Raw genomic sequence first — 24,501 nt, 5'->3', positions numbered from 1 at the left:
ACCTCCTTACATTGGATTCTGTGGGCGCCACGGTTCGATCAGTGCATCCAGGTTCAGCGCATCGGCGAAATCCAGGAACTGGTCGCGCAGCCAACTGATCTGCACGCCTGCCGGCAAGGTCACGGTAAAGGTGGCGTTGAGCATGGTGCCGCCGGTCTGGGGGGCCTGATAGGTGTCGAAGGTCAGGTTTTCCAGTTCGACGTTATGGTCGATAAAGAACTGGCACAGCTCATTGACGATGTCCGAACGGTAGGCCGAACTGACGTAGGCCACATACGGCAGCGCCTGGGGACGGTTCTCCAAGGCTGCACTGCGTACTACATTGACGGTGAAGTCGTGCTTCTTGGCCAGGGTCGGCAAGCCGGCTTCCAGGCGCGCCAGGGCGTCCCAGCTCCCGGAAATCTGCAGGACCAGCGCGCTGCACTCGCCATGGCGAGTCAGGCGTGAAGTCACAACGGCGCAGCGATTTTCATGGCTGGCGCGGCACAGGACGTTAGTCAGCTCCATGGGGTTGGCGCCAAGGGCACTGATAACAAGGAATTGTTCGCGGACTGTGGGGGTGGACATGCAGCATTCCTAAAGCGATGAGCGGTCGATACGAACGTGCGGTACCGATCAAAGGATCAAGGGTAGCGAAAAGCGCCGCCAAGGGCTAGGACGTGGCGTTTTCATTGCATATTCAGCGGCATCTGGCCGTGCTTTGGCCCAATGATGGCGTTGCTGGCAACTAAGTTGATCCAGAACGCGTCCTCAGAGGGTACTTCGCTTGTGCAAGCATCTTGGCGCCAGTACCATTACGGCTCTCTTTTTCCGGCAGGAGCGGTTGCATGATTGCGGGCAGTATGGTGGCACTGGTCACACCCATGGATGCACAAGGTAATCTCGACTGGGACAGCCTGGGCAAACTGGTGGACTTTCACCTGCAAGAAGGCACCAACGCCATTGTGGCCGTCGGCACCACAGGTGAATCGGCCACGCTTGATGTGGAAGAACACATCAAGGTGATCGAGTTTGTGGTCAAGCGCGTGGCAGGGCGTATCACGGTGATTGCCGGTACGGGCGCCAACTCGACGCGCGAAGCGATCGAACTGACCAAAAACGCCAAGAAGGCCGGCGCGGATGCCTGCCTGCTGGTGACGCCGTACTACAACAAGCCGACCCAGGAAGGCTTGTACCAGCACTTCAAGACCATCGCCGAAGCCGTCGACATCCCGCAGATCCTCTACAACGTGCCAGGTCGCACAGCGTGCGACATGCAGGCCGCGACCGTGATCCGCCTGTCCACCGTGCCGAACATCATCGGTATCAAGGAAGCCACCGGCGACCTGCAGCGCGCCAAGGACATCCTGGCCGGTGTGAGCAGCGACTTCCTGCTGTACTCCGGTGACGACGCCACGGCTGTTGAACTGATGCTGCTGGGTGGCAAGGGCAACATCTCGGTGACCGCCAATGTGGCCCCGCGTGCCATGAGCGAACTGTGTGCCGCTGCAATCGCCGGTGATGCCGTCAAGGCCCGGGCGATTCATGAGCAACTGATGCCGCTCAACAAAACCCTGTTTATCGAATCCAATCCAATCCCCGTGAAATGGGCGCTGCATGAGATGGGCCTGATGCCGGACGGTATCCGTCTGCCGCTCACCCCCCTCAGCCCCGCCTGTCACGAACCGCTGCGACAGGCCCTGCGCCAGTCCGGCGTCCTGGTTTAATTGAGGAAGCACTACGCATGAAGCGATTGGCCGGACTTTCCGCACTTGCCTTGATTATCTCCAGCACCAGTGGCTGCGGTTGGATCTGGGGCCCGGAAGGCTACTTCCGTGACCGCGGCAGCGATTACCTGGAAGCACAACAAACCGCACCGATGCAATTGCCGCCGGACGTCAATGTCGCCAAGCGCCTTGACCCGCTGTTGCCGATCCCGCGCAACGTGGCCGACGACACCGTCAAGGGCGAGTACGAAGTGCCGCGTCCACAGCCGATTTCGGCCATGGCCGATGCCAGCGACTACAGCCTGCAGAAAAGCGGCGACTCGCGCTGGATCATGGCTCAGCGCCCACCTGCCGAAGTCTGGCCGGTGGCGGTGCAGTTCTTCCAGGACAATGGCTTCCGTATCGACGAACAACGTCCGCAGACCGGTGAGTTCACCACCGCGTGGCAGCAGTCGAACGAACTGTCGGCCAATATGGCCAAGCGCCTGCAGGCCGGTGGTGTTGCCGCTGATGGCGAAAGCCGGATCCGCGTGCGCATCGAGCCAGGCGTGCAGCGCAATACCAGTGAAGTCTACGTGGTCAGCGCCGCGCGTCCTGCCGGCAGCACCGCCAACGTCGAGTTCACCAACCGTTCGGTCAACAGTGGTGTTGATGCTGCGCTGGTCGACGAGATGCTTGCCAGCATGAGCCGCATCTCCGAGAAGGGTGGTTCCGTATCCCTGCTCGCTGCCCGTGATTACGACACACCTAGCCGTGTCAGCCTCACCGAAGACGGCAGCGGCAACGTCGTGCTCAACCTGGGTGAAGACCTGGATCGTGCCTGGGCCAGCGTCGGCCGTGCCCTGGAGCAAGGCCCATGGCGCGTCGAAGACATCAACCGCAGCCTGGGCCTGTACTACATCAACGTGGCTGAAAAGGCCGAGAAGAAAGACGAAGAGCGTGGTTTCTTCAGCAAGTTGTTCGGCAGCGAGCCGACCAAGGAAGAGATCGAGACCCGCGCCGAGCGTTATCAAGTGCGCTTGAGCAAGGTTGGCGACAACGTGCAAGTCACCGTCGAGAAGAACATCAACACCGTGGCGCCAGCAGAAACGGCGCGCAAAGTGTTGGGCGTGATTCAGGACAACCTGGGCTGATCTGATGCGTTTTGCTGTTCTCGGCAGCGGTAGCCAAGGGAACGGCACGCTTGTAGCCCACGACGACACGTACGTCCTGGTGGATTGTGGTTTCTCCCTGCGGGAAACCGAGCGACGCCTGCTGCGCCTGGGGGTTCACCCGGCGCAGTTGAGCGCGATTCTAGTGACCCACGAACATGCCGACCACGTGCATGGCGTGGGTTTGCTGTCTCGGCGCTACAATCTTCCGGTGTACCTGAGTCGCGGCACCTTGCGCGGGATGCGCAAACCCGTTGAACCCGCAGGTTTCCTGGCTGGTGGCGAGCAACTGCAGGTGGGTGCCTTGAGCATCGACGTGATTGCCGTGGCCCACGATGCCCATGAGCCTACGCAATATGTATTCAGTGACGGCGAGCGCCGCTTCGGCCTGCTTACCGACCTGGGTTCCTACTGTGCCAAGGTGCTGGAAGGCTATCGGGACCTCGATGCATTGATGATCGAGTCCAATCATTGCCGGGACCTGCTGGCGCGCGGTCACTACCCGTACTTTCTCAAGCAACGGGTTGGCGGCGAGTTGGGACATTTGAACAACCACCAGGCGGCGTACCTGGTGTATGAGCTGGGCTGGCAAGACCTGCAACACCTGGTCCTGGCCCACCTGAGCAGCAAGAACAACCTGCCGCAGCTTGCCCGGCAATGTTTTGTCGACACCCTCGGGTGCGACCCGGACTGGCTGCAACTGGCCGATCAAGATTCAGGGCTCGACTGGCGACATATCGCCTAGCCCACCTACTTACCAAGCGGAGCCCATCATGGAAAAACGTGAAGAACTCTACCGCGGCAAAGCCAAGTCGGTTTACAAGACCGACGACGCCAACCGCTTGATCCTGCTGTTTCGCAACGACACCTCGGCGTTCGACGGCAAGCGCATCGAACAGCTCGACCGCAAGGGCATGGTGAACAACAAGTTCAACGCCTTCATCATGCAGAAGCTCGAAGCGGCCGGCATTCCTACCCAGTTCGACAAACTGCTGGGCGACAACGAATGCCTGGTGAAAAAACTCGACATGATCCCGGTCGAGTGCGTCGTGCGTAACTACGCTGCCGGTAGCCTGGTCAAGCGCCTGGGCGTGGAAGAGGGCCTCAAGCTCAACCCTTACACGTTCGAACTGTTCCTCAAGGACGACGCCAAGGGCGACCCGTTCATCAACGAATCCCACGTCGTGGCATTCGGCTGGGGCACCGCTGAGCAACTGGCGCGCATGAAAGAGTTGTCCCTAAAGGTCAACGACGTCCTGAGCAAACTGTTCGACGACGCCGGCCTGCTGCTGGTGGACTTCAAACTGGAATTCGGCGTATTCCACGACGGCTCCATCGTCCTGGGCGACGAATTCAGCCCGGACGGCTGCCGCCTGTGGGACAAAGACACCCGCAAGAAGATGGACAAAGACCGCTTCCGCCAGGGCCTCGGTGACGTGATCGAAGCCTACGAAGAAGTCGCCAACCGTCTCGGCGTACCGCTGTAATCGACGCAAGCATCTGATAGCACGGAAAAAAATTGCTTCGGCGCTTTGCTTCCACGAAACAGACTGTTATGATGCGCGCCGTTGGAGAGATGCCAGAGTGGCCGAATGGGACGGATTCGAAATCCGTTGTACCTTCACCGGTACCTAGGGTTCGAATCCCTATCTCTCCGCCATTACACAGAAAAAGCCCCGTAGTTGAAAAACTACGGGGCTTTTTCGTTTCCGAAACTTGCTGAAAATACCGCCTCCTACGATTCACTCCCCGTACTACACAACACACCCACCTTTCATGCAGGCTTCCAAAACGTTACGCACAGCGCCTGCGTTGCGCGCCCCTCTGTAAGTCAATATCGTTTGCCGTGTGCGAGATAGTTCTCCCATCCCAACACTGCAAAGGAATGCCTGATGAGTAAAAACACGAAAAAGACCTCCGACAAGATGGCCACGTTAGCAGCCGAAACCCTGAATAATCCAAACGCCTCAGCTATCGCCAGAAGCCTGGCTGCCTCGGCGTTGGCTCAAAGTGGTACGGATAAGCAGACCAGTGCGCAGATGGAGGAAAAAGCTGGAAAGACGCTTCAGAGCGATAAGTACAGCGAGCAGACGAAAGCGCTTGCCGCCTCTGTGCTCTCCCAATCCAATAAAGCGCGAGGAAGCTGAGAGGCGACCGTCTGCATAACGCTGGTGGTTGTTTTCATAGGTTATGGGGGAATGGGCTGCCTTACCTGAGGCTGTCCATTTCTCACAAAAAGGCTTGGCTTGCCACCATCCATCAGAAAAGCTGCCCATGGCTATCTCCAGTTCTATGCTGGGTCATAAGACCAATTCTTATGGATGGGAGGTGGGTATGAATAACGAACCCAAGCCACGCGACGACTCGGCGCAGGAGCGGGCTCGGCGGCTTCAAGAAGAAGAGAAGCCGCAGACTTGGAAGCACCCGGATGATGGGACGGAATTGTCCGAGCGCGACCAGGAGCGCCCGCTTAAGCCCTGACGTCCGACGATGAGAGCGTCCCCAGCGCTTTCATCCGGCTATCGGCGTACACAGCTCTACCAGCGTGCCATCCGGGCAGCGCACGTATGACACTACCTGGCCCCAGGGCTTGCTGCTCGGTGCCGAGAGTTCGCTGGCACCTGCGGCCAGCGCTTTGGCGTGGGCCGCCGGTACGTCTTCGGTTACAAACCCCAGCTCCATGCCCAGCGGTTGCTTCGAGGTATGGGCGGCGACGTGCCCACCCTTGAAGTTCATCTCCCCCAGCTCATGGGCGGCGAAGGACAACGTAGTGCCCCCGGTTTCCAACTCGCCATAGGTCCCTGATTCATGCAGGAAGCGTCGGCTGAAGCCAAAGGCTTTTTCGAAAAACTGCAGTGACGCGGCCACGTCCGGGACGTAGACGATGGTGTAGGCGAATTTCATGGCTAAGCGCTCCTTGCTTGAAGAAAGTGGCTAATTAGAGGGCGAGGCGCCGGGCTCGTCAATCTGCCTATACCAGCAGCGCCGCGGGAAACCCCGACGCCAGGACCAGATACGCAACGATGGCGGCCAGGCACAGCCCGACAAACACCCGCAGCAGTGTCCTGGCGGTTGGGTGGGCGATGAGTCTGATACTCCAGATACACAGCCCGGCCATCAGGATGGCCAGGGCAAGAATGACCAGCACGGGGATGTTCTCGGTTGTCATGGAAGCTGATTTATAGTCTCAAACACGTGGGTTGGATAGTCGACGCATAGACGCAGGCCCCGCAGTGTTCCTAAACTGCCGGCAGTCTTGGGCTGTAGGGCGTTTGCCATGAATCGCAATGAATTACGCAAGGCCGACATCAACCTGATGGTGGTCTTTGAAACGCTGATGCTCGAGCGCAACGTAACGCGTGTGGCAGAGAAGCTGTTTCTCGGCCAACCCACGGTCAGTTCGGCCCTCAACCGCTTGCGCACGTTGTTCAACGACCCGCTGTTTATCCGTGTCGGCCATCGTATGGAGCCCACGGCGCGGGCCGAGGAGCTTATCTTGCATCTGTCGCCGGCCCTGGACTCGCTGTCGGCGGCGTTGAGCCTTACCCATGATTTCGATCCGTCTGTCAGTACCATGACCTTTCGCATCGGCCTGTCCGATGACGTCGAGTTCGGCCTGTTGCCGCCGCTGCTGCGGGCCCTGCGTACCGAAGCGCCGCAGGTGGTGTTTGTGGTGCAGCATGTCGATTACTGGCGGATCCCGGACTTGCTGGCCTCTGGCGATATCACCGTCGGCATCACCCAGACCCGTGGCCTGCCGGCCAATGCCAAGCGCAAGTTGCTGCGCCATATCCGCCCCAGCGTGCTACGCGCCGATGCCTCGGACCAGCCGCTGACCCTCGATGAATATTGCTCACGACCCCATGTGCTGGTGTCCCACACCGCCAACGTCGCAGGGTTTGCCGATGAGTGGCTGGCGGAGATCGGTCGCAAGCGGCATGTGGTGTTATCTGTGCCGCAATACAGCTCCTTGCCGGCACTGCTGGCCGGCACCGATATGATTGCCAGCCTGCCGGATTACACGGCCCAGGCCATGGCCGCAGCGGGCAATCTGTTTTGTGAGCCGTTCCCGTTCGATACGCCGACCCTGGACTTGTCCATGGTCTGGCTCAGCCACGTTGACAGTGACCCCGCCGAACGCTGGATGCGCTCGCGGCTGGAAGCATTTATGGGGGGTTGAGAGGACTAAGCGGCACGTCATCTCTGCGCTTCTTTTGCCGCATCCTGCTTGACGCTTGCCACTGCCTTGACCACCTGCTCGCGAAACCACGCGTTGGCAGTTTCCTGCTCGCTGACGTCGTTCCACTGCATATCCAGAGTGAACCCCGGCAGGCCGTTGGGGGCTTCGCAGTGGCCGAACTGCGGCTCCAGGGCCAGCAGCTGTTGCACACGCCGGGGCAGGGTGACGATAAAGTCGGTGCCGGCAATCATCTTCAGCGCCGCGCTGTAGCTGTTGGCCCGGGCAATAACCTGGCGCTTGTGGGCCTGGCGGGCGAGCCAGCCGTCGATCATGTTGGTGTCCGAGGTCCAGGGTGTCGGGAATACATGGCGGCGGGCCACAAACGACTGCAGGCTGAACGCCGGCTCGCGTGGGGCAGCGCGCTTATCGAAGACGCAGACCAGGTCGTCCTCCAGCAGCATCTGCGTCCTGAGATCCTTGTGCTCACGGTGAAAGTGCGGGCCGAAGCAAATCACCAGGTCCAGGCGCCCGTCGCGCAGGGCCTCGACGGGAATCTCGGTTTCCAGCTTCTGCACATTGACGATCACTGGCAGGTCGGCGTGATCGAAGTGTTTCAGCAACCTGGGCAGGATCAGTTGCTCGAAGTATTCGGGCGCGCAAAGGTTGAAGGTGACGGCTTTTTGCGTGGGGTCGAACGTCTGGGCGCCCGCGTGGCAGAGGTTGATGCTTTCGAGGATTTTCTGCACATGCCCGTACATGCTGCTGGCTTTGTAGGTCGGGCGCATGCCCGCACGGGTGTTGATAAACAGATCGTCTTCGAAGCTGGTGCGCAGTTTCTTCAGGCTGTAACTGACCGTGGACTGGCTGACAAACAGGGTTTCGGACACATCGGTGACGCTGCTTTGCTCATACACAGCGACAAAAACCATCAGGTCCTGCATATCGAGCTTTCTAAGCAAGTTGCTGTTTAGCATTCGTTCCGTCCGTGAGCCTGTTGCGCGACCGCAGCGCAAACAAGGCAAAATGTTAACGGAACGCTCGTGCCAATAGAAAGGTCTGTCGGACCTTTCTATGTCTGTTGTGGGACAGATACTGTTTGGAACACGACGCCCTAGCGAATATGCCGTGCGTAGTGGCGCGGGTCGAAGCGCAGGACCATCAGCAGCATCACCCCCACCACCGCCGTGAGCGACCACCAGGCCCATTCGAAACTGCCCAGTTGGTCGCGAATCACCCCAGCGATCAGTGGCGACACGCCAGCAATCAGGTAGCCGATACCCTGCACGAAGGCTGTCAGGCCACCCGCACGGCGCGGGTTGTCCAGGTGGTCCAGGGACAGGATCAGGCTCATTGGGAACAGCCCGCCAATGCCCAGGCCCAGCAGGCATGGCCACAGGAGCGTGAGGTGCTGTGGGGAGAGGATCAGGCCACAGAAGCCGGCGATGATCAGCACCAGCAACACGGCCACCACCGCGCGCTTGTCCTGGCGCCGGTTGGCGATGGCCGGGGTGATCAGCCCGGAGACCACCTCCATGGCGGTCAGGAAACCCAGTAGCAAACCGGCACTCTGTTCGCTCCAGCCCTGCTCGACGTAGTACGGCGCCAGCCATGCCAGCACGCAGGTGTAGGAAGCGGTCCCGAGGCCGAAGAATATCGCCAGCAACCACGCGCGGCGATTACCCAAAAACGACGCCTGCGCACCGGTAGCGGCGTGGGGCAGGGGAGGCAATGCCGCGCGCTGGGCATACCAGAACAGCAGCGCCAGCACGGCGAGCACCGCCCAGATGGCCAGGCCGATCCGCCAACTGCCGGTCTGCACCTGGATAAGCGGCGAGAATGACGCCGCCAATGCCGCGCCGCCCATGATCGCGGTGACGTACAGGCCCATGAACAGTGAAACATTGTCACGAAAGCGCGACTTGATCAGCGCCGGCATCAACGCCTGGATCAGCGCAATGCCCACGCCGGCGGCGATGGCGCTGAGGATCAACTCGGCGGCGGAGTCGAGAAACAGCCGTGACAGGGTGGCGAGGCCAATCACTACCAGCGACAGCACGATGCTGCGATGTTCGCCAAAGCGTTTGCCCAGGCCCATGCCGAAGAACATCGCCAAGCCCATCGCCATCACCGGCAGCATGGTCAACAACGACGCGGTGCTGAAACTCAGCGGCATATCACCACGGATCGACGATAACAAAGGACCGACTGCTGCCATGGACGGGCGCAGGTTGAGGGCCACCAGTACAACACTGATCATCAGCCAGAGGGCGGTGGTGGGTTTGGCGTGGACGTTTTCCATGGGCGGGCCTTGAATGGACAAGGCTGCTATTAGGCGGCTGCGCAGGGCAGTGGGCAAATCAGAAAGTCGCAGGGACTATTGAAAAAACCGGCACCGGCTTGTGTGGGAACCGGGTAAGACAGTTCCCACACAAGCCAGGGCGATTTCGTCGGCAGGGTGTGTCAGTAACCCACGGTAAAGCGTTGGCGCGAATGCTTCGGTGTTTCCACTTCGTCAATCAGGGCAATGGCGAAGTCGGCAAAGCTGATCCAACTACGGCCTGCGCTGCTCACCAACAGGTCGTCCTGACCCAGGCGGAAGGTGCCGGTGCGCTCGGTCTCGACAAACTCTGCCGAGGGCGAAAGGAAGGTCCAGTCCAGTTCCTTTTCCTGACGCAAGGTGTCGAGGAATGCCGCGCCAGCACTGGCCTCGGCCTTGTATTCGGCAGGGAAACCCTGGCTGTCGATGACCCGCCCGCCGTCCGGCAACAGCAGCGAGCCTGCGCCACCCACCACCAGCAGACGCTTCACGCCCGCCTGTTTTACCGGGCCGATCACCGCAGGGGCCGGCAGGGTGGCGAAGTGCGCAGCACTGATCACCACGTCGCTGCCGCTGATGGCCTGTTGCAGGGCTGCAGCGTCCAGGGCGTCGGCCTGTTTGACGGTCAAGCCCGGGCGCGCGGCGATAGCTCCAGTGTTGCGTGCGATGGCCGTGACCGTATGGCCGCGACGCAGGGCTTCTTCCAGCAGTTGGCTACCGGCACGGCCGGTGGCACCAATGATTGCGATCTTGCTCATGACGTTCTCCAGTGCGGTAAGAGTTGGATCAATTCACCACTGCATTTCGCCCTTGGCGACTTTGGCACTCAGCTCCAGGGAGCTTTCATCGGCCAGCTTCGGGTAGCGTTTTTTCATGGCTGCGATCAGGGCGGCGGAATCCTTGGCCCTGGCGGTTTCTACATCGAAAGCCTTGATGTAGTCGGCCGTGAAGGCGACGGATTTGACCGAAGGCGTGCCCAGGTAGTGGCCCGGCACCACGGTGACCGGCTTGAGTTTTTCGATACGTTGCAGGGTGCCCAGCCAATCGGCATGGGATTGCGCACCCTGGGTGTCGGCCATCCACAAGTGGATATTGTCCGAGACCACCACGCCGCCGACCACTGCCTTGATTGATGGGATCCAGACGAAACTGCGATCCGGCTGCGGGCCGTCCAGGCCGATGACTTCCAGCGGTTGCCCTTCGAGCGTCAGGCTATGGCCTTCGAGGACCTGAGGAATGATGGTCTTGGCGGGTTTGTCGGCACCCATTTTCGGGCCCCAGTAGGCGACTTTTCCGGCAACGGTGGCCTTGATATGGTCGACCACCGGCTGCGGTGCAAGGATCTTGGCCTGTGGGAAAGCGCTGGCCAGGGTGTCGAGGCCGAAGTAGTAATCCGGGTCGCCATGGCTGATGTAGATGGTGGTCAGCTGTTTGCCACTGGCGCGGATTTTCTGCACCAGTTGCTCGGCCTGGCCCTTGCCGAACTGCGCGTCTACCAGGATCGCGTCTTTCTCGCCGCTGACCAGCACCGAGCTGACGGGGAAGATCGCCGATTCACCGGGGTTGTACACGTCGAGAGTAAGGTCGGCGGCAGCTGCGTGAGCGGCAAAGCCGAGTACGGTTGTGGCCAATACAAAGCGCTTGAGGGTGGTGAGCATGTTCAGGTCCAGGTCAGAGGTGCCTTGGCAGGCGATGGACAGAGCTTAGTTGCACTTAACGCAGCAAAAAATGCGATGCTGGAACATAGTTTGTTTCTAAAACCGGGCAAATCATGGATCGTCTTCAAGCAATGCGGGTGTTTGTCACGGTGGTCGACCTGGGCAGCCAGTCTGCGGCCGCCGATCATCTGGACCTGTCTCGCCCAGTCGTGTCGCGCTACCTGGCAGAGCTGGAGGACTGGGTGGGCGCGCGCCTGATGCACCGCACCACGCGCAAGCTCAGCCTGACCGCCGCCGGCAGCGAAACCCTGCCGCGTTGCCGGCAGATGCTGGAATTGTCCTGCGACATGCAGGCCGCCGTCAGCGAACCGGACGACACCCCTCGTGGCCTGGTGCGCCTGAGTGTCAGCACCTCGTTTGGCCAGGCGCAACTGGCGGAGGCGATGGCCGAGTACGTCAAGCGCTACCCGCAGGTGACCATTGATCTGCAAATGCTCGACCGCACGGTGAACCTGGTGGATGAGCGCATCGACCTGGCGATCCGCACCAGCAACGACCTGGACCCCAACCTGATTGCGCGGCACCTGACGGTATGCCGCTCGGTGATCTGCGCGTCGCCGGCCTATCTGCTGGAACATCCGCAACCGCAGCGGGTAGAAGAGCTGGCGGGGCACAATTGCCTGACCCACTCCTACTTCGGCAAAAGCCTGTGGCATTTCGAGGAAGATGGCGAGCCGGTGTCGGTGCCGGTACACGGCAACATCAGCGCCAATGAAGCCAGCACCTTGCTACGCGTGACCCTGGCCGGGGCGGGGGTGGCGATGTTGCCGACCTACCAGGCCGGCGACTACATCCGCAGCGGCCAGTTGATCCGCCTGCTGCCCCATGCCGAGCCACGGCAGATGAACATGTACGCGGTGTATGCCTCGCGCAAGCACATGCCCCAGGCGTTGCGCAGCCTTCTGGATTTCCTGGTGTTGAGGTTCCCGCCGCAGCCGCAATGGGATGCAGGGCTGGACGTGCGATAAGGCGCCTGAATACCCCTCAATACTGGCAACTCGCCCTGGCTGACCTATGCTTACCACAGCACCTTCTTGATCTGTCCGGAGGTCACCGCCATGACGATCAAAACCAGAAAGTACCTGATGATTTTTACCCTCTGCGCCCTGGCCACGGCCCTCTATGGCACCGCCGCCTACCGCGCCGAACAGGCCCGCATGCAACCCGGCATGGCCGCAACCTGCAACCACGGACAATGCACCTACTCGGCGACCCTGAGCGCGTTGCGCTAAGCCGGAGGGCTGTGGAGGCAATGGGGCTCCTGTGGCTTATGGGGCCTCTATGGCTCTTGTGGCGAGGGAGCTTGCTCCCGTTGGACTGCGTAGCAGTCCCATTTCAGGGCCGCTTCGCGCCCCAACGGGGGCAAGCCCCCTCGCCACAACAAGCCCCCTCAGCACAACAAACCTTCTCACCACGGTAAATCGGCCTACAGAAGGTGGGCGGTCGATCACTCTGCATTCAATTGTTCGCGAAACACCTTGGGTGAAAACCCGACGCGGCGGCGAAACAGTCGAGAAAAGTTCGTCGGATCAGAGAACCCCAGTACGTCGGACATTTCATTGATGGTCATGCTGGTGTAGGTCAGCAGGCGCTTGGCCTCCAGCAATTGGCGGTCGTGCATGATCTGCAAGGCCGGCTGCCCGCCCAGTTCGCGGCAGGTGCCGTTGAGGTGCGACACCGAGATCCCCAGCTTGTGCGCCAGGTCTTCGATCTTCGGGTGTTCGCGGTAGTGCTGCTCCACCAACTGGGTGAAGCGCCGAAAATACTCAAGGCTGCGTGGCACCCGGGTATGGCAGCGCTGGATGGCCTGGCGGCTGATCCACACCAACAGCACGCTGACCAGGGCGTGCATCATCATGTCCCGGGCCGGGAAGTTGTCGTTGTATTCATCCTGCAACCGGGCAAACAGGCTATTGAGGTAGTCACTGTCCTGGCCCGCCGGATAACTGCCCAGGGCGCTCAAGCCATCTACCGCCGAGCCCAGTTGGCCTTGCAGATGCGCCACCAGCGGCGCAGCCAGCGTCACCACAAACCCTTGCACATCCTCGGCAAACCGAAACCCATGCACGCATAACGGCGGCAGCACTTGCAGGGTCGATTCCGTCAGCGTCGTGCGCTGGCCCTCGATCTCCAACTGCGCCTGGCCTTTGTACACGTAGAGCAACTGGCACAGGTCCGCATGTCGGTGGGGCTGGATCTCCCACTGGTACTCACGGCTGCGCCGGGAGATGGTTTCACAGTGCAACAAATCCGGGGTCGGCCACTGTTGGCTTTCCCCATAGAGTTTGAACACTGGAACGGCGGGACTGGCATTTTTGGTCATGGTTTCAATCCGATACTCAGGACAGTGGTTCGGTAATCGCCCCAATTGGCGAAAAGCGCAGGCTTTGGCTCAGTTTTCACCTTCTTATGGGGCTCACTCAAGGGAAAAATGCCAGCACCAAAACCAATGACAACGCTTTCACTGAATACGTTCGGGGGAAGCAGGCGGGCCATAAAAATAATGAAAACCCTGAAAACCCAAGTCGCCATTATCGGCGCCGGCCCTTCGGGGCTGCTGCTCGGCCAGTTGCTGCACAATGCGGGAATTGAAACCCTGATTCTTGAGCGCCAGGCCCCCGACTATGTCCTCGGACGTATTCGCGCCGGTGTGCTGGAGCAGGGCATGGTCGACCTGTTGCGCCAGGCCGGGGTCAGCCAGCGAATGGACGCCGAGGGCCTGGTACATGCAGGCTTCGAGCTGGCGCTGAACGGGCGCTTGCAACATATCGACCTGAAATCCCTGACCGGCGGCAAGACCGTGATGATCTACGGCCAGACCGAAGTCACCCGCGACCTGATGGCGGCCCGCGAGCAAGCCGGTGCGATCACCCTGTATGAAGCGCGCAATGTTCAGCCCCACGACCTCAAGGGCGAACGGCCCTGGCTGACCTTCGAGCACCAGGGCCAACACGTGCGCCTGGACTGCGACTACATCGCCGGCTGCGATGGCTTCCACGGCGTGGCACGCCAGTCGATCCCCGCCGATGTGCTCCAGACCTTCGAGCGGGTCTACCCGTTCGGCTGGCTGGGTATCCTCGCCGATACCCCGCCGGTCCACGCCGAACTGGTCTACGCCAAGCACCCACGCGGCTTTGCCCTGTGCAGCATGCGTTCGCCCAGCCGTAGCCGTTATTACCTGCAGGTGCCGGCCGAGGAGTCGCTTGAGGCATGGTCCGACCAGCGCTTCTGGGATGAACTCAAGGCGCGCCTGCCCGATGAGTTGGCCGCGCAATTGGTGACCGGGCCGTCGATCGAAAAGAGCATCGCCCCGCTGCGCAGTTTCGTGGTGGAGCCGATGCAGTACGGGCGCCTGTTCCTGCTGGGGGACGCCGCCCATATCGTGCCACCCACTGGCGCCAAGGGCCTGAACCTGGCGGCCAGTGATGTCAGCACCTTGTTCACTATCTTGCGCAAGGTGTACCGGGAAGGGCGCGTGGAGTTGCTGGAGAAATACTCACAGATCTGCCTGCGGCGTATCTGGAAGGCTGAAAGGTTTTCCTGGTGGATGACCTCGATGCTGCACCAGTTTCCCGAGGCGGATGGCTTCAGCCAACGTATTGCCCAGAGCGAGCTGGAGTACTTTGTCGAGTCGCAGGCGGGGCGCAAAACCATTGCAGAAAATTACGTCGGACTTCCTTACGAGGCTATCGAGTAGCCGGCTATCGAGTAAGCTATCGGGCATTGCCACGGGGCTCTTTTCCCGTGGGCCTTGCCTACAGGTTCTGTCGTGACCCAGCCCACTCCTTCTGTACGCAGTATCCTCGCCGCCCTGATGCTGGCGATTTTCCTCGGCGCGCTGGACCAGACCATCGTCGCCGTGTCGATGCCGGCCATTTCTGCGCAGTTCAACGACGTCAACCTGCTGGCCTGGGTCATCTCCGGCTATATGGTGGCGATGACTGTGGCCGTGCCGATCTACGGCAAGCTCGGCGACCTGTATGGGCGGCGGCCGATGATGCTGATCGGCATGGGCCTGTTTACCGTCGCCTCGCTGTTTTGTGGCATGGCGCAAAGCATGGAACAGCTGGTGCTGGCGCGCATCCTCCAGGGCATTGGCGCAGGCGGGATGATTTCCGTGAGCCAGGCGATCATCGGCGACATTATCCCGCCCCGTGAGCGTGGGCGTTACCAGGGTTACTTCAGCAGCATGTACGCGGTCGCCAGCGTGGCCGGGCCGGTGTTGGGCGGCTATATGACCGAGTACCTGTCGTGGCGCTGGGTGTTTTTGATCAACCTGCCATTGGGCGCGGGCGCCTGGTGGGTGGCCCATCGCACCCTGGTGGGGCTGCCGGTGCCGCAGCGCAAGCCGGTCATTGATTACCTCGGCACGCTGCTGATGATCATTGGCTTGACGGCGTTGCTGCTGGGCATCACCGAAATCGGCCAGGGCCATCATTGGCGTGATGATCAGGTGCTGGGCCTGCTGGCGTGTGCCTTGGTGGCGCTGAGCATATTTGTCTGGCATGAGCGCCGGGCGCGGGAGCCCTTGTTGCCCATGCACCTGTTCGCCAACCGCAGCGCGGTGTTGTGCTGGTGCACGATTTTCTTCACCAGCTTCCAGGCCATCTCGCTGATCGTGCTGATGCCCCTGCGTTACCAGAGCGTCACCGGTGCCGGTGCCGACAGCGCCGCCTTGCATCTGCTGCCGCTGGCCATAGGCTTGCCGATGGGCGCGTTCTTTGCCGGGCGCATGACCTCGGTGACCGGTCGCTATAAACCGATGATCCTTGGCGGGGCGCTGCTCACGCCGATTGCGATCCTCGGCATGGCCTTTAGCGCACCCCAATCGCTGATGCTCAGCAGCCTGTTCATGGTGCTCAGCGGCATTGCCTCGGGCATGCAGTTCCCGACTTCCCTAGTGGGCACGCAAAACTCGGTGGCGCAACACGACATCGGCGTCGCCACTAGCACCACCAACCTGTTCCGCTCACTGGGTGGCGCGGTTGGGGTGGCGTGCATGTCGGCCTTGCTGTTGGCGTTGTTGCAGGATTCGAGTTTTGCCCATCTGGCCAGTGGTTCGATGATGGCCGAAGGCAGCTCCGGCAATGTGCTGCTCGATGGCCTCAACGCGGCGCCTGGCCCGGCGCAGGATGCGTTGCGGGGGGAGTTGCTGAGCACCTTCCGGCATTTACTGATGGTCAGTGCGGCGGTGTCGTTGCTGGGGTTGGCGGCGGCGATTGCGATGCCAAACCACCTGTTGCGGGGGCGCGAAGACAAGGCGCGATAGCGTAGGCGCCGGCAAGCCGGCTCCTACATGGAGTGCAACTGTGCGCGTAGCCCGCTTACGGGCTGTAGTAACCCACCGCCACCAGAAAATGCCCGCTCTTACGCAGATAGGCATGCTTGTTTTCCACCTTGCCGGTCACCGGGTTTTTCCAGCGGTATTGATATTCCCCCTGATCCTGCTCCTTCATCAGTTGCAGGATCGGCTCGCCCACGGGCTTGCCGTCCGGGTCCTTGACCTTGGCGAAGTCGGTGTTGATCAGGCGCAGGTTGGTGCCGTGGGCCACATAGCGCCCGGTATCCAGGTCGACCACAAACACATACAGGTCGTCCTGCAAAAAGCCGCCCTGCAGCGCATTGATGGCCTTCAACGCGCCGGCTTCGTTTTTCTCCAGTTCCCTGACCGCCTTGTCCCGCAGGGCCTTGGCCTGTTCGGGCGTGGCCCGGGGCAGGTAATAGCCGACGGCGAGGATGCGCTGGCCGATGCGCTGATAGAACACATGTTTGCGCTCCACCTTGCCGTCGTTCCAGTTCTGCCAGCGGTACTCGGCCTGCTGGATGCCATTGCCTTCCGGGATCTTCAGCGCTGCCTTGAACGACTGGCGCAGGTCCGGCCCGAGCACTTCGGACACGTCGCGCCCGATCAGCGCCGATGACGGACCGCCACTGGCCAGTAGCACGCCCTTGGTATCGACCACGAACACATAGCGGTCCTTGTCGACAAACTCGCCCTGGCGGCTGAAGGCGGCGAAGGCCTTGTCACCGTTGTCGTGGTAATAAGCCAGGGCCTTCTCCAGCAGCGCCTTGGCGGCCTGGGCGTCCTGTTCATTGGGGGTTGCGGCCTGGGCCTGGCTGAAACACAGCAACAGTAGCAGCCAGGTGGCGCGGAGCATTCCCTTCATTACCCGTCCCTCGTTCTTGTGAATGTCCCAAGAGCGTAGACGGTTGCCCGGGGATTAGAACGGCTGGGTCGGCAGGTATTTTCCGTCCAGGGTAATGACCGCGCGGGAGCCGCCGTCCGGGTCTTCGACCTTTTTGATGTCCAGCTTGAAGTTGATGGCGCTGATGATGCCATCGCCAAACTGCTCGTGGACCAGGGCTTTGAGGGTTGAACCATAGACCTGCAGCATTTCATAGAAACGGTACACGGTCGGGTCCGTCGGAATGCCACCGGGGATGCTGCCGCGCAGAGGCACGCTTTGCAGCAGACGGCTGGCGTCCGCGTCCAGGCCCAGTTTGGCGCACACCACATCGGCTGCGTCCTTGGGCAGCGGGTGTTGCCCGAGCAGGGCCGCGGTGACGAACGCCAGGCTCAGGCCGGTGCCGTCGCTGAGGTCCTGCCAGGACAGGTTTTTGCGGGCCTTGATATCAATCACGGTGTCAGCCAGGGCCAGGCGTGGGGTTTGGGACAATTGGGATTGCAGCATGATGACTTCCTCTTCGGTTAAATAAGGTTCAGGCGGCGTGTGCGCGGGTCTGTGGATTGTCCAGCAGGGATACAAAGCGAGCGGTGCGGCCATCCAGGGCGTTGATGCAGCCGCTTTCGATATCGTAGACCCAGCCATGCAGACTCAGCCGGCCCTGTTCCAGCGCCAGGGCGACGCTGGGATGAGTCTTGAGGTTGGCCAATTGTGCGACCACGTTTTCCCGTACCAGAGCGCTCAGTCGCTCTGCATCCGAGGCATGGGTACGTGCGGCGTTGATCACCTTGGCCGACTCGGCATGGCGCAGCCAGTTGGCCACGGCGGGCAAGTGATCCAGGCATTTGCAGGTGGAAATGGCCGTCATGGCGCCGCAGTCGGAATGGCCGCAAATCACGATATCGCTGACCCCCAGCACGGCCACCGCATATTCGACCGTGGCCGAGACCCCGCCCGGCTCCGGGCCGTAGGACGGCACGATATTGCCGGCATTGCGGATCACAAACAGATCGCCTGGTTCCTGCTGGGTCAACAGCTCCGGGACTACACGGCTGTCGGAGCAGGAAATAAACAGCGTGCTGGGGTGTTGCGTGGTTGCCAGTTGCTTGAACAGGTCACTGCGCTGGCTGAAGGCTTCGCTCTGGAACTTGCGCAAGCCGTCGATGAGATGCTGCATGGTGTTTCTCCTTGCGTCGCTGATGGGGCAAGGATGGAAGTTTTTGGTTATAGCGTCCAAGACCGGCTTATTATGGTTTCCATAAGTCATGCCTATAGTTGGAGTGTTTTGCATGCTGCTACGCCATATCCGCTACCTGCTGGCCGTCGCCGAGCACCGTAACTTCACGCGGGCTGCCGAAGCGTTGCATGTGTCGCAGCCGACATTGTCGCAACAGATCAAGCAACTCGAAGAGAGCCTGGGGGCACCGCTGCTGGATCGTTCCGGGCGCAGTGTCAACCTGACCGACGCGGGCCAGGCCTATGTGCGGTTTGCCCGCCTGGCGCTGCAGGATCTGCAGGCGGGCACCCGGGCCATGCATGACGTGCAGGACCTGAGTCGCGGCAATTTACGCCTGGCCATGACCCCGACGTTCACCGCGTACCTGATCGGGCCGCTGCTGGCCCAGTTTTATCGGCAGTATCCGGGGATCACCGTCAGCGTCGAGGAAATGCCCCAGGACCGTCTTGAGCGCGCGCTGACCGAGGATCAGCTGGATATCGGCATTGGCTTCAGCGGCGAGCACATGCCAGACATCGAATGCCAAGGGGTGTTTGTCGAGGAGTTGAGCTTAGTGGCCAGCGCCAGTCATCCAACCTTGAAGCGCAAACAGTGGCTCAAGCTGGCTGACTTCAAGCAGCAACCCCTGGTGCTGTTGAACAGCGGATTTGCGACGAGACGTTACATTGATGACTATTGCCGGACGCTGGAGATAACGCCGCAGATTGTCATGCAGGCCAATTCGATCAGTGCGGTGATTGAAATTATTCGCCATACCCAACTGGCGACGATCCTGCCCCGCGAGGTGGCCATGGCCCAGCAGGGCTTGCACGCGGTGCAACTGCGCCCGCCGTTGCCGCAGCGCACGGTGGCCCTGCTCAGTCGCAAGGGCGCTTATCGCAGCGCGGCATGCCGGGCGTTTGTCGACGTGGTGAGTGGGTGGCGAATGTTTAGTCATCCTGAAAGTGAACTCCACCAAGACTGAATTTAAGGGCTTAACCCAGCGTGTGAGGCTGGCGCTTATCTCTTCACTGTGATCCCTGCATGGACGGTTCCCCCGACACTCACCCCGAGGCCTCGCCTGGCGCCACCGCGCCCAGCCGCCCGGTGTGTCGGCTGGGCGTTGATGCACTGCCTTCTGAACTGGCTTTTTGGGCACTGTGGCACTGCCGCCATGCCCGCCCGCCGGATACCGCTCCCTTACGCTGATTGCCCCCATCACGGGTGCGCCGTCGCGCGCGCCTGCCTGACGCAAACGTAAGAGAGTTGCCATGAGTACCGTCTTTGCCAGCCTGCACGAAGCCCAATCCTTTCTTGACCAAAACCCCGATATCGAGATGTTCGAGCTATTCATCCTCGACAGCAACGGCGTGCCCCGCGGCAAGTTGCTGCACCGTGATGAACTGCTGGCGGTCTACGCCACCGGCCGGCCGCTGCCCAGTACCATTCTGGGCCTGACCCTCAATGGCGATGACGTGGAAAACTCCGGCCTGGTGTGGGAGGTGGGGGATATCGACTGCCGCGCCTACCCGATCAGCGGCAGTTTGCAGCGCATGCCGTGGCGGTTGATTCCCACGGCGGCGGTGCAGGTCAGCATGCACCCGGAGGAAGGCTTGCCGGCGACCGTGGCCGACCCCCGGCACCTGCTGGCCAAGGTCATCGACGGGCTCAAGGCCGATGGTTATTACCCGGTGATGGCCGCGGAACTGGAGTTCTACCTGCTGGACCAGAAGCCCGACAGTAACGGCCGCCCACAACCGGCGCGGGATATGGACGGCGGTCGCCCGCGCTCGACCCAGGTCTACGGCCTGCGCGAGCTGGAGCAGATCGAGCCGTTTCTGGCCGACCTGTACAGCGCCTGCAAGCTGCAAGGCATTCCCGCGCGCACGGCGATTTCCGAATACGCCCCCGGCCAGGTGGAAATCACCCTCGAGCATCGCAGCGATGCGTTGCAGGCGATGGACGAGGCGGTGCGTTACAAGCGCCTGGTCAAGGGCGTGGCCCACAAACACGGGATGACCGCCTGTTTCATGGCCAAGCCGTTCGACGACCTGGCCGGCACCGGCATGCACATGCACGTCAGCCTGGCGGACGCCGATGGCAACAATCTGTTTGCCAGCGAGGCAGCCGACGGTACGCCGCTGCTGCGCCAGGCGGTCGGCGGGATGCTCAGTACCTTGCTCGATTCCTTGCTGCTGTTCTGTCCCAACGCCAACTCTTACCGGCGTTTCCAGAGCAACAGCTATGCGCCGCTGGCGGCCACCTGGGGTGTCGACAACCGCACCGTCAGCCTGCGGGTGCCGGGTGGGCCGGCGTTTTCGCGGCATATCGAACACCGCATCTGTGGCGCCGATGCCAACCCGTACCTGGCGGCGGCGGCCATCCTTGCGGGGATCCACCGTGGCATTCGCGAGCAGCGCGATCCCGGCGCGCCGGTGACGGGCAACGGTTATGCCCAGGCCAAGGAGCTGCTGCCCACCGACTGGCTCACCACTTTGCGTGCCTTGGAAGGTTCGGCCTGGGCGCGTGAAGCGTTCGGCGAGGAATTTCTCGGCGTGTACCTGGCGGTCAAGCGGGCCGAGTACCGGCAGTTCATGGGCGAGGTGGGCGAGCAGGACTGGCGCTGGTACCTGCACCAGGCGTGATGATGAACCCTGAGTCTTTCGACCTTTTTTTCACGCGGGGGTGATTAAGCTGAAAGTCCAGTGTCCGTAGAGACCGGTTCATCTACATGAGTACCGTGATGTCGTCGCAACCCCCATCGTCCATCGAGGCTGAATTCGCCGCGCGCTGTGATCGTGACCACGCTCGCGTCTGTGGTGACCCACGGCCGCCAGGCTTATTGCGGCGCCTGTGGTTATGGCGCGACGAGCGCCTGGTGCGCCAGGCTCTGAAAGTCGCGGGGGAGCCCGGCCTGTTGCTGGACCTGGCCTGTGGGGCGGGACGCTTCTGGCCGGTGCTGGCCGAGCACAGCAATCGCGTGATCCTGGCCTCGGACTTTTCCCAGACCATGCTTGATCATGCCCAGAGCCACTATGGCGCGGCCTTTCTGCGGCGGATCAAGACGTTCCAGGGTTCGGCATTTTCCATCGGCCTGTCGGCCAACGCGGTGGACTGTATTTTTTGCCTGGAACTGTTTCGCCACGTCTCCAGTGTCGAGGCGCGACTGACGCTGTTGCGCGAGTTTCACCGGGTCAGCCGCGACACGGTGATTGTCGCGGTGGACAGCGACAGCCGCCATCGTCAGCTCCACCCGCCGGGCACAGGGCAACCCTTGTTGTCCCATCGTGTGGAGGTGGAAGCGGAGTTTCGCCAGGCGGGCTTCACGGTGCTGAACCAGCAAGAGTTCATGCCCGGCTCGGCCCTGTGGCGGGTTTATGTGCTGCGCAAAAGAGGATAACCCTCAACTGTCGGGCTATTCTTCGTCTCCTGTCAGAGTTTTCATGATGGCTGGCACACTGCGGGTGCTCGAAAGTCCCGCTGGCGATATATACTGCGCGCCATTCTTCAAGGGAGAGCCGTGTGGCCATCGATATTCACTGGATCTGCGACAACGATAGCCTCGGCCAGCATTGCGCCGAATGGCAGCAGTTGCCATTCGTCGCCCTCGACACCGAATTCATGCGGGTCGACACCTTCTATCCCATCGCCGGGTTGATCCAGATCGGGGATGGTGTACGCGCTTATCTGATCGATCCCCTGACCATTGATAACTGGCAACCCCTGGCCGCCTTGCTGGAAAACCCGGCGGTGATCAAGGTGGTGCATGCCTGCAGTGAAGACCTGGAAGTGCTGCTGCGCCTGACCGGCAGCCTGCCGGTGCCATTGTTCGACACCCAACTGGCAGCCGCCTACTTGAACCTCGGTTTCTCCATGGGCTACTCGCGCCTGGTGCAAGCGGTGCTGGACATCGAGTTGCCCAAGGGCGAGACCCGTTCGGACTGGCTGCAGCGGCCATTGTCCGAGACCCAGGTCAGTTACGCCGCTGAAGACGCGGTGCACCTGGCGGAAGTCTATACACGGCTGCGTCCGCGACTGTCGGACGAAAAATACGCCTGGGTTCTGGAAGACGGCGCCGAGCTGGTGGCCAACCTGCGCCGGGAAATCGACCCTTACGAGGTGTACCGCGACGCCAAGCTGGCCTGGAAACTGTCCCGTGCCCAGCTCGCCGTCCTGCGCGAACTGTGCGCCTGGCGCGAGCAGCAAGCCCGTGCCCGCGACCTGCCACGCAACCGCATCGTCCGCGAACACTCGCTATGGCCCCTGGCCAAGTCGCAGCCGGATAACCTCGCGGCCTTGGGCAAAATCGAAGACATGCACCCGCGTACCGTGCGCCAGGACGGCGAATTCCTGCTGGGCCTGATCAAGCGTGCCGCCAGTGTGCCGATGGACCAATGGCCGCCGGCCGTGCCTGAGCCGTTGCCGGTGGATGCCGCTGTGCTGATCAAGCAACTGCGCGCCCTCGGCCAGACCTTCGCCGAACGCCTGGACATGGCCCCGGAGCTGATGCTGCGCAAGAAAACCCTCGAGGCGCTGGTCAAGAGTGGCTACCCCGATGGGCCTTACCAATTGCCTGACTCGCTGCGTGGCTGGCGCCGCGAGTTGATGGGCCAGGCGCTGCTCGACAGCCTGGCCACTGCCGGAGAACAGCCTTGAAACATATTTGTTCCATCTACCGCAGCCCGAAACGCGCAGGCATGTACCTCTATGTGCTCAAAAGCGATGCCCTGGAACGCGTGCCCGAGGGCCTGCTGACCGTGTTCGGCAAGCCGGTACACGCGTTCAACCTGGTGCTGACGCCGGAACGCAAACTGCAGCAGGAAGATATCGTCGCGGTCCTGGACAACCTGCAAAAGCAGGGCTACCACCTGCAAATGCCACCGCCGGATGACGAGTACATCGAGCACTTGCCCGAAGAACTGCTGCGCCGTAACGACCCGATGTGATCGACCCGTGTCCCGCTCGGGACACGTTTGAATCGAATGACCTGGCGAGCCCCGAGCCCTGCAGTCAGTTTGCTGTCGGTGGCCGCCTGCACTGTTTTTGAAAGGTTTGAACCATGCGCGTTCTGATAGCAGAACAGGACCACCCGCTGTACGCCCGACTGCTGCGCGAAGCGGCGCCGGATCTTGAAGTCCTGACCAGTGGCGACTCGGCCCAATTGTCGCGCCATGCCGCCGATTGCCCGGTATGGCTGGGCCAGCCGGACCTGCTGGCAACCCTGCTGCGCCAGGGCCATCACCCGCAATGGCTGCAATCGACCTGGGCTGGCATCACGCCGCTGCTGGCCGATGGCTTGCCTCGGGATTATCGCCTGACCCGCGCGGTCGGCATTTTTGGCCAGGTGATGGCCGAGTACGTGCTCACCTACATGCTCGGTCACGAGCGTGAGGTGCTGGCGCGCCTGGTCAGCCAGGTCGAGCGCAAGTGGGACAACCGCATGGGCCAGAGCCTGGCGGGGCGCAAGGTGCTGATTGTCGGCACCGGTGATATCGGCCAGAGCGTGGCGCAATTCCTGCTGCCCTTTGGTGTGGAGTTGTACGGCATTGCCAGCCAAGCCCGGGAGCAGGCCCCGTTTATCGAGGTAGCCGGGCCGGATCAACTGGGCCGTCTGGTGGGCGAGGTGGACTATGTGGTCAACCTGCTGCCCAACACCCCCAATACCCACGATCTGTACGATGCGGCGCTGTTTAAGCAGTTCAAGCCCACCGGCCTGTTTATCAACGTCGGCCGGGGTGTGGCGGTAGTGGATGCCGATCTGGTCGAGGCCCTGAAAGAAGGGCACCTGGCCGGCGCGGTCATCGACGTTTGTCGTCAGGAACCACTGCCACAGCGCCATCCGTTCTGGACCGCCTGGGGCTTGTTGCTGACCGGCCACAGCTCGGCGCCGACCTGCCCGCGGCGCATGGTGGCACTGTTTGTCGAAAATCTGCGGGCGTACCAGGCCAAGGATTCGCTGCGTGGCGAGGTGAGTTTCGAGCGGGGATACTGAAACACCCCACATCGCGAGTAGCGCGCATCTGATTTT

At 61.5% G+C, this 24,501-nt stretch carries 28 protein-coding genes and 1 tRNA gene; 18 read left to right on the top strand and 11 right to left on the bottom strand.

Annotated features, from left to right (window positions below; translation table 11 throughout):
• Positions 1-6: 6 nt before the first annotated feature.
• Positions 7-567 carry a glycine cleavage system protein R gene (locus HBR93_RS12390; protein WP_029299075.1) on the bottom strand — a complete coding sequence of 187 codons (561 nt, stop codon included), beginning with the start codon at positions 565-567 and terminating at the stop codon, positions 7-9.
• Between the two features lie 260 nt (positions 568-827).
• On the opposite strand from HBR93_RS12390, the gene dapA reads away from it, so the two are divergent.
• The 7 genes from dapA to HBR93_RS12355 all read left to right on the top strand — a co-directional run bounded on the left by dapA (position 828) and on the right by HBR93_RS12355 (position 5,338).
• Positions 828-1,706, top strand: a complete 879-nt coding sequence (dapA, locus tag HBR93_RS12385) for a 4-hydroxy-tetrahydrodipicolinate synthase (RefSeq protein WP_057444335.1) — start codon at positions 828-830, stop codon at positions 1,704-1,706.
• A 17-nt stretch (positions 1,707-1,723) separates the two neighbouring features.
• Positions 1,724-2,839 carry an outer membrane protein assembly factor BamC gene (bamC, locus tag HBR93_RS12380; RefSeq protein ID WP_057441316.1) on the top strand — a complete coding sequence of 372 codons (1,116 nt, stop codon included), beginning with the start codon at positions 1,724-1,726 and terminating at the stop codon, positions 2,837-2,839.
• Between the two features lie 4 nt (positions 2,840-2,843).
• Positions 2,844-3,602 (top strand): MBL fold metallo-hydrolase, encoded by a 759-nt coding sequence (locus HBR93_RS12375; RefSeq protein WP_057958791.1) that lies wholly within the window; start codon positions 2,844-2,846, stop codon positions 3,600-3,602.
• Positions 3,603-3,630: 28 nt separating this feature from the next.
• Positions 3,631-4,344 (top strand): phosphoribosylaminoimidazolesuccinocarboxamide synthase, encoded by a 714-nt coding sequence (gene purC / locus HBR93_RS12370; RefSeq protein WP_003211975.1) that lies wholly within the window; start codon positions 3,631-3,633, stop codon positions 4,342-4,344.
• An 83-nt stretch (positions 4,345-4,427) separates the two neighbouring features.
• Positions 4,428-4,517, top strand: a tRNA-Ser gene (locus tag HBR93_RS12365).
• Between the two features lie 232 nt (positions 4,518-4,749).
• Positions 4,750-5,004 (top strand): hypothetical protein, encoded by a 255-nt coding sequence (locus HBR93_RS12360; RefSeq protein ID WP_169960406.1) that lies wholly within the window; start codon positions 4,750-4,752, stop codon positions 5,002-5,004.
• 187 nt (positions 5,005-5,191) lie between these two features.
• Entirely contained in the window at positions 5,192-5,338 is a 147-nt protein-coding gene (locus tag HBR93_RS12355; protein WP_164844854.1) for a hypothetical protein, read from the top strand.
• Positions 5,339-5,368: 30 nt separating this feature from the next.
• On the opposite strand, the gene HBR93_RS12350 is transcribed toward HBR93_RS12355, so the two are convergent.
• Complete coding sequence (locus tag HBR93_RS12350; protein WP_057441310.1) at positions 5,369-5,761, bottom strand: VOC family protein; 393 nt, start codon at positions 5,759-5,761, stop codon at positions 5,369-5,371.
• A gap of 67 nt (positions 5,762-5,828) precedes the next feature.
• Positions 5,829-6,026: a hypothetical protein gene (locus tag HBR93_RS12345; RefSeq protein WP_169960365.1), complete on the bottom strand. Its 198-nt coding sequence runs from the start codon at positions 6,024-6,026 to the stop codon at positions 5,829-5,831.
• Between the two features lie 108 nt (positions 6,027-6,134).
• On the opposite strand from HBR93_RS12345, the gene HBR93_RS12340 reads away from it, so the two are divergent.
• Positions 6,135-7,037: a LysR family transcriptional regulator gene (locus HBR93_RS12340; protein ID WP_057958792.1), complete on the top strand. Its 903-nt coding sequence runs from the start codon at positions 6,135-6,137 to the stop codon at positions 7,035-7,037.
• Between the two features lie 17 nt (positions 7,038-7,054).
• Here the strand turns inward: HBR93_RS12340 and HBR93_RS12335 are convergent, their stop codons facing one another.
• The 4 genes from HBR93_RS12335 to HBR93_RS12320 all read right to left on the bottom strand — a co-directional run bounded on the left by HBR93_RS12335 (position 7,055) and on the right by HBR93_RS12320 (position 11,012).
• Complete coding sequence (locus HBR93_RS12335; RefSeq protein ID WP_169960405.1) at positions 7,055-8,011, bottom strand: LysR family transcriptional regulator; 957 nt, start codon at positions 8,009-8,011, stop codon at positions 7,055-7,057.
• Positions 8,012-8,148: 137 nt separating this feature from the next.
• Positions 8,149-9,336 (bottom strand): cyanate transporter, encoded by a 1,188-nt coding sequence (locus HBR93_RS12330; RefSeq protein WP_169960404.1) that lies wholly within the window; start codon positions 9,334-9,336, stop codon positions 8,149-8,151.
• A 161-nt stretch (positions 9,337-9,497) separates the two neighbouring features.
• Entirely contained in the window at positions 9,498-10,112 is a 615-nt protein-coding gene (locus tag HBR93_RS12325; RefSeq protein ID WP_120732140.1) for an NAD(P)-dependent oxidoreductase, read from the bottom strand.
• A 33-nt stretch (positions 10,113-10,145) separates the two neighbouring features.
• On the bottom strand, positions 10,146-11,012 hold the full coding sequence (locus HBR93_RS12320) for an MBL fold metallo-hydrolase (RefSeq protein WP_120732142.1): 867 nt from the start codon (positions 11,010-11,012) through the stop codon (positions 10,146-10,148).
• Between the two features lie 113 nt (positions 11,013-11,125).
• Here HBR93_RS12320 and HBR93_RS12315 point away from each other — a divergent pair, with 113 nt between their 5' ends.
• On the top strand, positions 11,126-12,040 hold the full coding sequence (locus HBR93_RS12315) for a LysR family transcriptional regulator (protein ID WP_057441299.1): 915 nt from the start codon (positions 11,126-11,128) through the stop codon (positions 12,038-12,040).
• A 90-nt stretch (positions 12,041-12,130) separates the two neighbouring features.
• Positions 12,131-12,304, top strand: a complete 174-nt coding sequence (locus tag HBR93_RS12310) for a hypothetical protein (protein ID WP_162947714.1) — start codon at positions 12,131-12,133, stop codon at positions 12,302-12,304.
• Positions 12,305-12,519: 215 nt separating this feature from the next.
• Here the strand turns inward: HBR93_RS12310 and HBR93_RS12305 are convergent, their stop codons facing one another.
• A complete protein-coding gene (locus HBR93_RS12305) occupies positions 12,520-13,395 on the bottom strand; it encodes a helix-turn-helix domain-containing protein (protein ID WP_115127604.1) in 876 nt (291 codons plus the stop codon).
• 189 nt (positions 13,396-13,584) lie between these two features.
• On the opposite strand from HBR93_RS12305, the gene pobA reads away from it, so the two are divergent.
• Together pobA and HBR93_RS12295 are read left to right on the top strand one after the other, a co-directional pair.
• On the top strand, positions 13,585-14,769 hold the full coding sequence (gene pobA / locus HBR93_RS12300; RefSeq protein WP_169960425.1) for a 4-hydroxybenzoate 3-monooxygenase: 1,185 nt from the start codon (positions 13,585-13,587) through the stop codon (positions 14,767-14,769).
• Between the two features lie 117 nt (positions 14,770-14,886).
• Positions 14,887-16,341 (top strand): MDR family MFS transporter, encoded by a 1,455-nt coding sequence (locus HBR93_RS12295; protein ID WP_057441330.1) that lies wholly within the window; start codon positions 14,887-14,889, stop codon positions 16,339-16,341.
• Positions 16,342-16,396: 55 nt separating this feature from the next.
• On the opposite strand, the gene HBR93_RS12290 is transcribed toward HBR93_RS12295, so the two are convergent.
• The 3 genes from HBR93_RS12290 to HBR93_RS12280 are packed head-to-tail and all read right to left on the bottom strand — an operon-like array spanning position 16,397 to position 18,434.
• The gene (locus HBR93_RS12290) at positions 16,397-17,239 is read right to left on the bottom strand and encodes a cache domain-containing protein (RefSeq protein WP_057441329.1); all 843 of its coding nucleotides are present in this window, start codon (positions 17,237-17,239) and stop codon (positions 16,397-16,399) included.
• Positions 17,240-17,293: 54 nt separating this feature from the next.
• Complete coding sequence (gene cynS, locus HBR93_RS12285; protein ID WP_057958800.1) at positions 17,294-17,764, bottom strand: cyanase; 471 nt, start codon at positions 17,762-17,764, stop codon at positions 17,294-17,296.
• Between the two features lie 28 nt (positions 17,765-17,792).
• Positions 17,793-18,434 (bottom strand): carbonic anhydrase, encoded by a 642-nt coding sequence (locus tag HBR93_RS12280; protein ID WP_057958801.1) that lies wholly within the window; start codon positions 18,432-18,434, stop codon positions 17,793-17,795.
• 112 nt (positions 18,435-18,546) lie between these two features.
• Between HBR93_RS12280 and cynR the strand changes: the two genes are divergently transcribed.
• The 6 genes from cynR to HBR93_RS12250 all read left to right on the top strand — a co-directional run bounded on the left by cynR (position 18,547) and on the right by HBR93_RS12250 (position 24,465).
• Entirely contained in the window at positions 18,547-19,458 is a 912-nt protein-coding gene (cynR, locus tag HBR93_RS12275; protein WP_169960403.1) for a transcriptional regulator CynR, read from the top strand.
• Positions 19,459-19,744: 286 nt separating this feature from the next.
• Complete coding sequence (locus HBR93_RS12270; protein ID WP_057441291.1) at positions 19,745-21,118, top strand: glutamine synthetase family protein; 1,374 nt, start codon at positions 19,745-19,747, stop codon at positions 21,116-21,118.
• A 98-nt stretch (positions 21,119-21,216) separates the two neighbouring features.
• Positions 21,217-21,873: a class I SAM-dependent methyltransferase gene (locus HBR93_RS12265; RefSeq protein WP_057441289.1), complete on the top strand. Its 657-nt coding sequence runs from the start codon at positions 21,217-21,219 to the stop codon at positions 21,871-21,873.
• A 122-nt stretch (positions 21,874-21,995) separates the two neighbouring features.
• The gene (gene rnd, locus HBR93_RS12260; RefSeq protein ID WP_057958805.1) at positions 21,996-23,129 is read left to right on the top strand and encodes a ribonuclease D; all 1,134 of its coding nucleotides are present in this window, start codon (positions 21,996-21,998) and stop codon (positions 23,127-23,129) included.
• Positions 23,126-23,419 carry a YcgL domain-containing protein gene (locus tag HBR93_RS12255; RefSeq protein WP_057441287.1) on the top strand — a complete coding sequence of 98 codons (294 nt, stop codon included), beginning with the start codon at positions 23,126-23,128 and terminating at the stop codon, positions 23,417-23,419. The genes rnd and HBR93_RS12255 overlap by 4 nt, the downstream gene beginning before the upstream one ends.
• A 113-nt stretch (positions 23,420-23,532) precedes the next feature.
• The gene (locus HBR93_RS12250; protein ID WP_057441285.1) at positions 23,533-24,465 is read left to right on the top strand and encodes a D-2-hydroxyacid dehydrogenase; all 933 of its coding nucleotides are present in this window, start codon (positions 23,533-23,535) and stop codon (positions 24,463-24,465) included.
• The last annotated feature ends 36 nt before the right edge of the window (positions 24,466-24,501 follow it).

Origin of the sequence: Pseudomonas sp. WS 5411, from assembly GCF_012985595.1 — a bacterium.
GTDB classification, from domain to species: Bacteria; Pseudomonadota; Gammaproteobacteria; order Pseudomonadales; family Pseudomonadaceae; genus Aquipseudomonas; species Aquipseudomonas shahriarae.
Note: the sequence above shows the minus strand (reverse complement) of the source record. Positions and strands in the feature narration are given on the sequence as shown.

Coding starts and splice junctions, on each gene's coding strand:
- HBR93_RS12390 (WP_029299075.1), bottom strand. CDS start 567: ATGTCCACCCCCACAGTCCGCGAACAATTCCTTGTTATCAGTGCCCTT.
- dapA (WP_057444335.1), top strand. CDS start 828: ATGATTGCGGGCAGTATGGTGGCACTGGTCACACCCATGGATGCACAA.
- bamC (WP_057441316.1), top strand. CDS start 1,724: ATGAAGCGATTGGCCGGACTTTCCGCACTTGCCTTGATTATCTCCAGC.
- HBR93_RS12375 (WP_057958791.1), top strand. CDS start 2,844: ATGCGTTTTGCTGTTCTCGGCAGCGGTAGCCAAGGGAACGGCACGCTT.
- purC (WP_003211975.1), top strand. CDS start 3,631: ATGGAAAAACGTGAAGAACTCTACCGCGGCAAAGCCAAGTCGGTTTAC.
- HBR93_RS12360 (WP_169960406.1), top strand. CDS start 4,750: ATGAGTAAAAACACGAAAAAGACCTCCGACAAGATGGCCACGTTAGCA.
- HBR93_RS12355 (WP_164844854.1), top strand. CDS start 5,192: ATGAATAACGAACCCAAGCCACGCGACGACTCGGCGCAGGAGCGGGCT.
- HBR93_RS12350 (WP_057441310.1), bottom strand. CDS start 5,761: ATGAAATTCGCCTACACCATCGTCTACGTCCCGGACGTGGCCGCGTCA.
- HBR93_RS12345 (WP_169960365.1), bottom strand. CDS start 6,026: ATGACAACCGAGAACATCCCCGTGCTGGTCATTCTTGCCCTGGCCATC.
- HBR93_RS12340 (WP_057958792.1), top strand. CDS start 6,135: ATGAATCGCAATGAATTACGCAAGGCCGACATCAACCTGATGGTGGTC.
- HBR93_RS12335 (WP_169960405.1), bottom strand. CDS start 8,011: ATGCTAAACAGCAACTTGCTTAGAAAGCTCGATATGCAGGACCTGATG.
- HBR93_RS12330 (WP_169960404.1), bottom strand. CDS start 9,336: ATGGAAAACGTCCACGCCAAACCCACCACCGCCCTCTGGCTGATGATC.
- HBR93_RS12325 (WP_120732140.1), bottom strand. CDS start 10,112: ATGAGCAAGATCGCAATCATTGGTGCCACCGGCCGTGCCGGTAGCCAA.
- HBR93_RS12320 (WP_120732142.1), bottom strand. CDS start 11,012: ATGCTCACCACCCTCAAGCGCTTTGTATTGGCCACAACCGTACTCGGC.
- HBR93_RS12315 (WP_057441299.1), top strand. CDS start 11,126: ATGGATCGTCTTCAAGCAATGCGGGTGTTTGTCACGGTGGTCGACCTG.
- HBR93_RS12310 (WP_162947714.1), top strand. CDS start 12,131: ATGACGATCAAAACCAGAAAGTACCTGATGATTTTTACCCTCTGCGCC.
- HBR93_RS12305 (WP_115127604.1), bottom strand. CDS start 13,395: ATGACCAAAAATGCCAGTCCCGCCGTTCCAGTGTTCAAACTCTATGGG.
- HBR93_RS12295 (WP_057441330.1), top strand. CDS start 14,887: ATGCTGGCGATTTTCCTCGGCGCGCTGGACCAGACCATCGTCGCCGTG.
- HBR93_RS12290 (WP_057441329.1), bottom strand. CDS start 17,239: ATGAAGGGAATGCTCCGCGCCACCTGGCTGCTACTGTTGCTGTGTTTC.
- cynS (WP_057958800.1), bottom strand. CDS start 17,764: ATGCTGCAATCCCAATTGTCCCAAACCCCACGCCTGGCCCTGGCTGAC.
- HBR93_RS12280 (WP_057958801.1), bottom strand. CDS start 18,434: ATGCAGCATCTCATCGACGGCTTGCGCAAGTTCCAGAGCGAAGCCTTC.
- cynR (WP_169960403.1), top strand. CDS start 18,547: ATGCTGCTACGCCATATCCGCTACCTGCTGGCCGTCGCCGAGCACCGT.
- HBR93_RS12270 (WP_057441291.1), top strand. CDS start 19,745: ATGAGTACCGTCTTTGCCAGCCTGCACGAAGCCCAATCCTTTCTTGAC.
- HBR93_RS12265 (WP_057441289.1), top strand. CDS start 21,217: ATGTCGTCGCAACCCCCATCGTCCATCGAGGCTGAATTCGCCGCGCGC.
- HBR93_RS12250 (WP_057441285.1), top strand. CDS start 23,533: ATGCGCGTTCTGATAGCAGAACAGGACCACCCGCTGTACGCCCGACTG.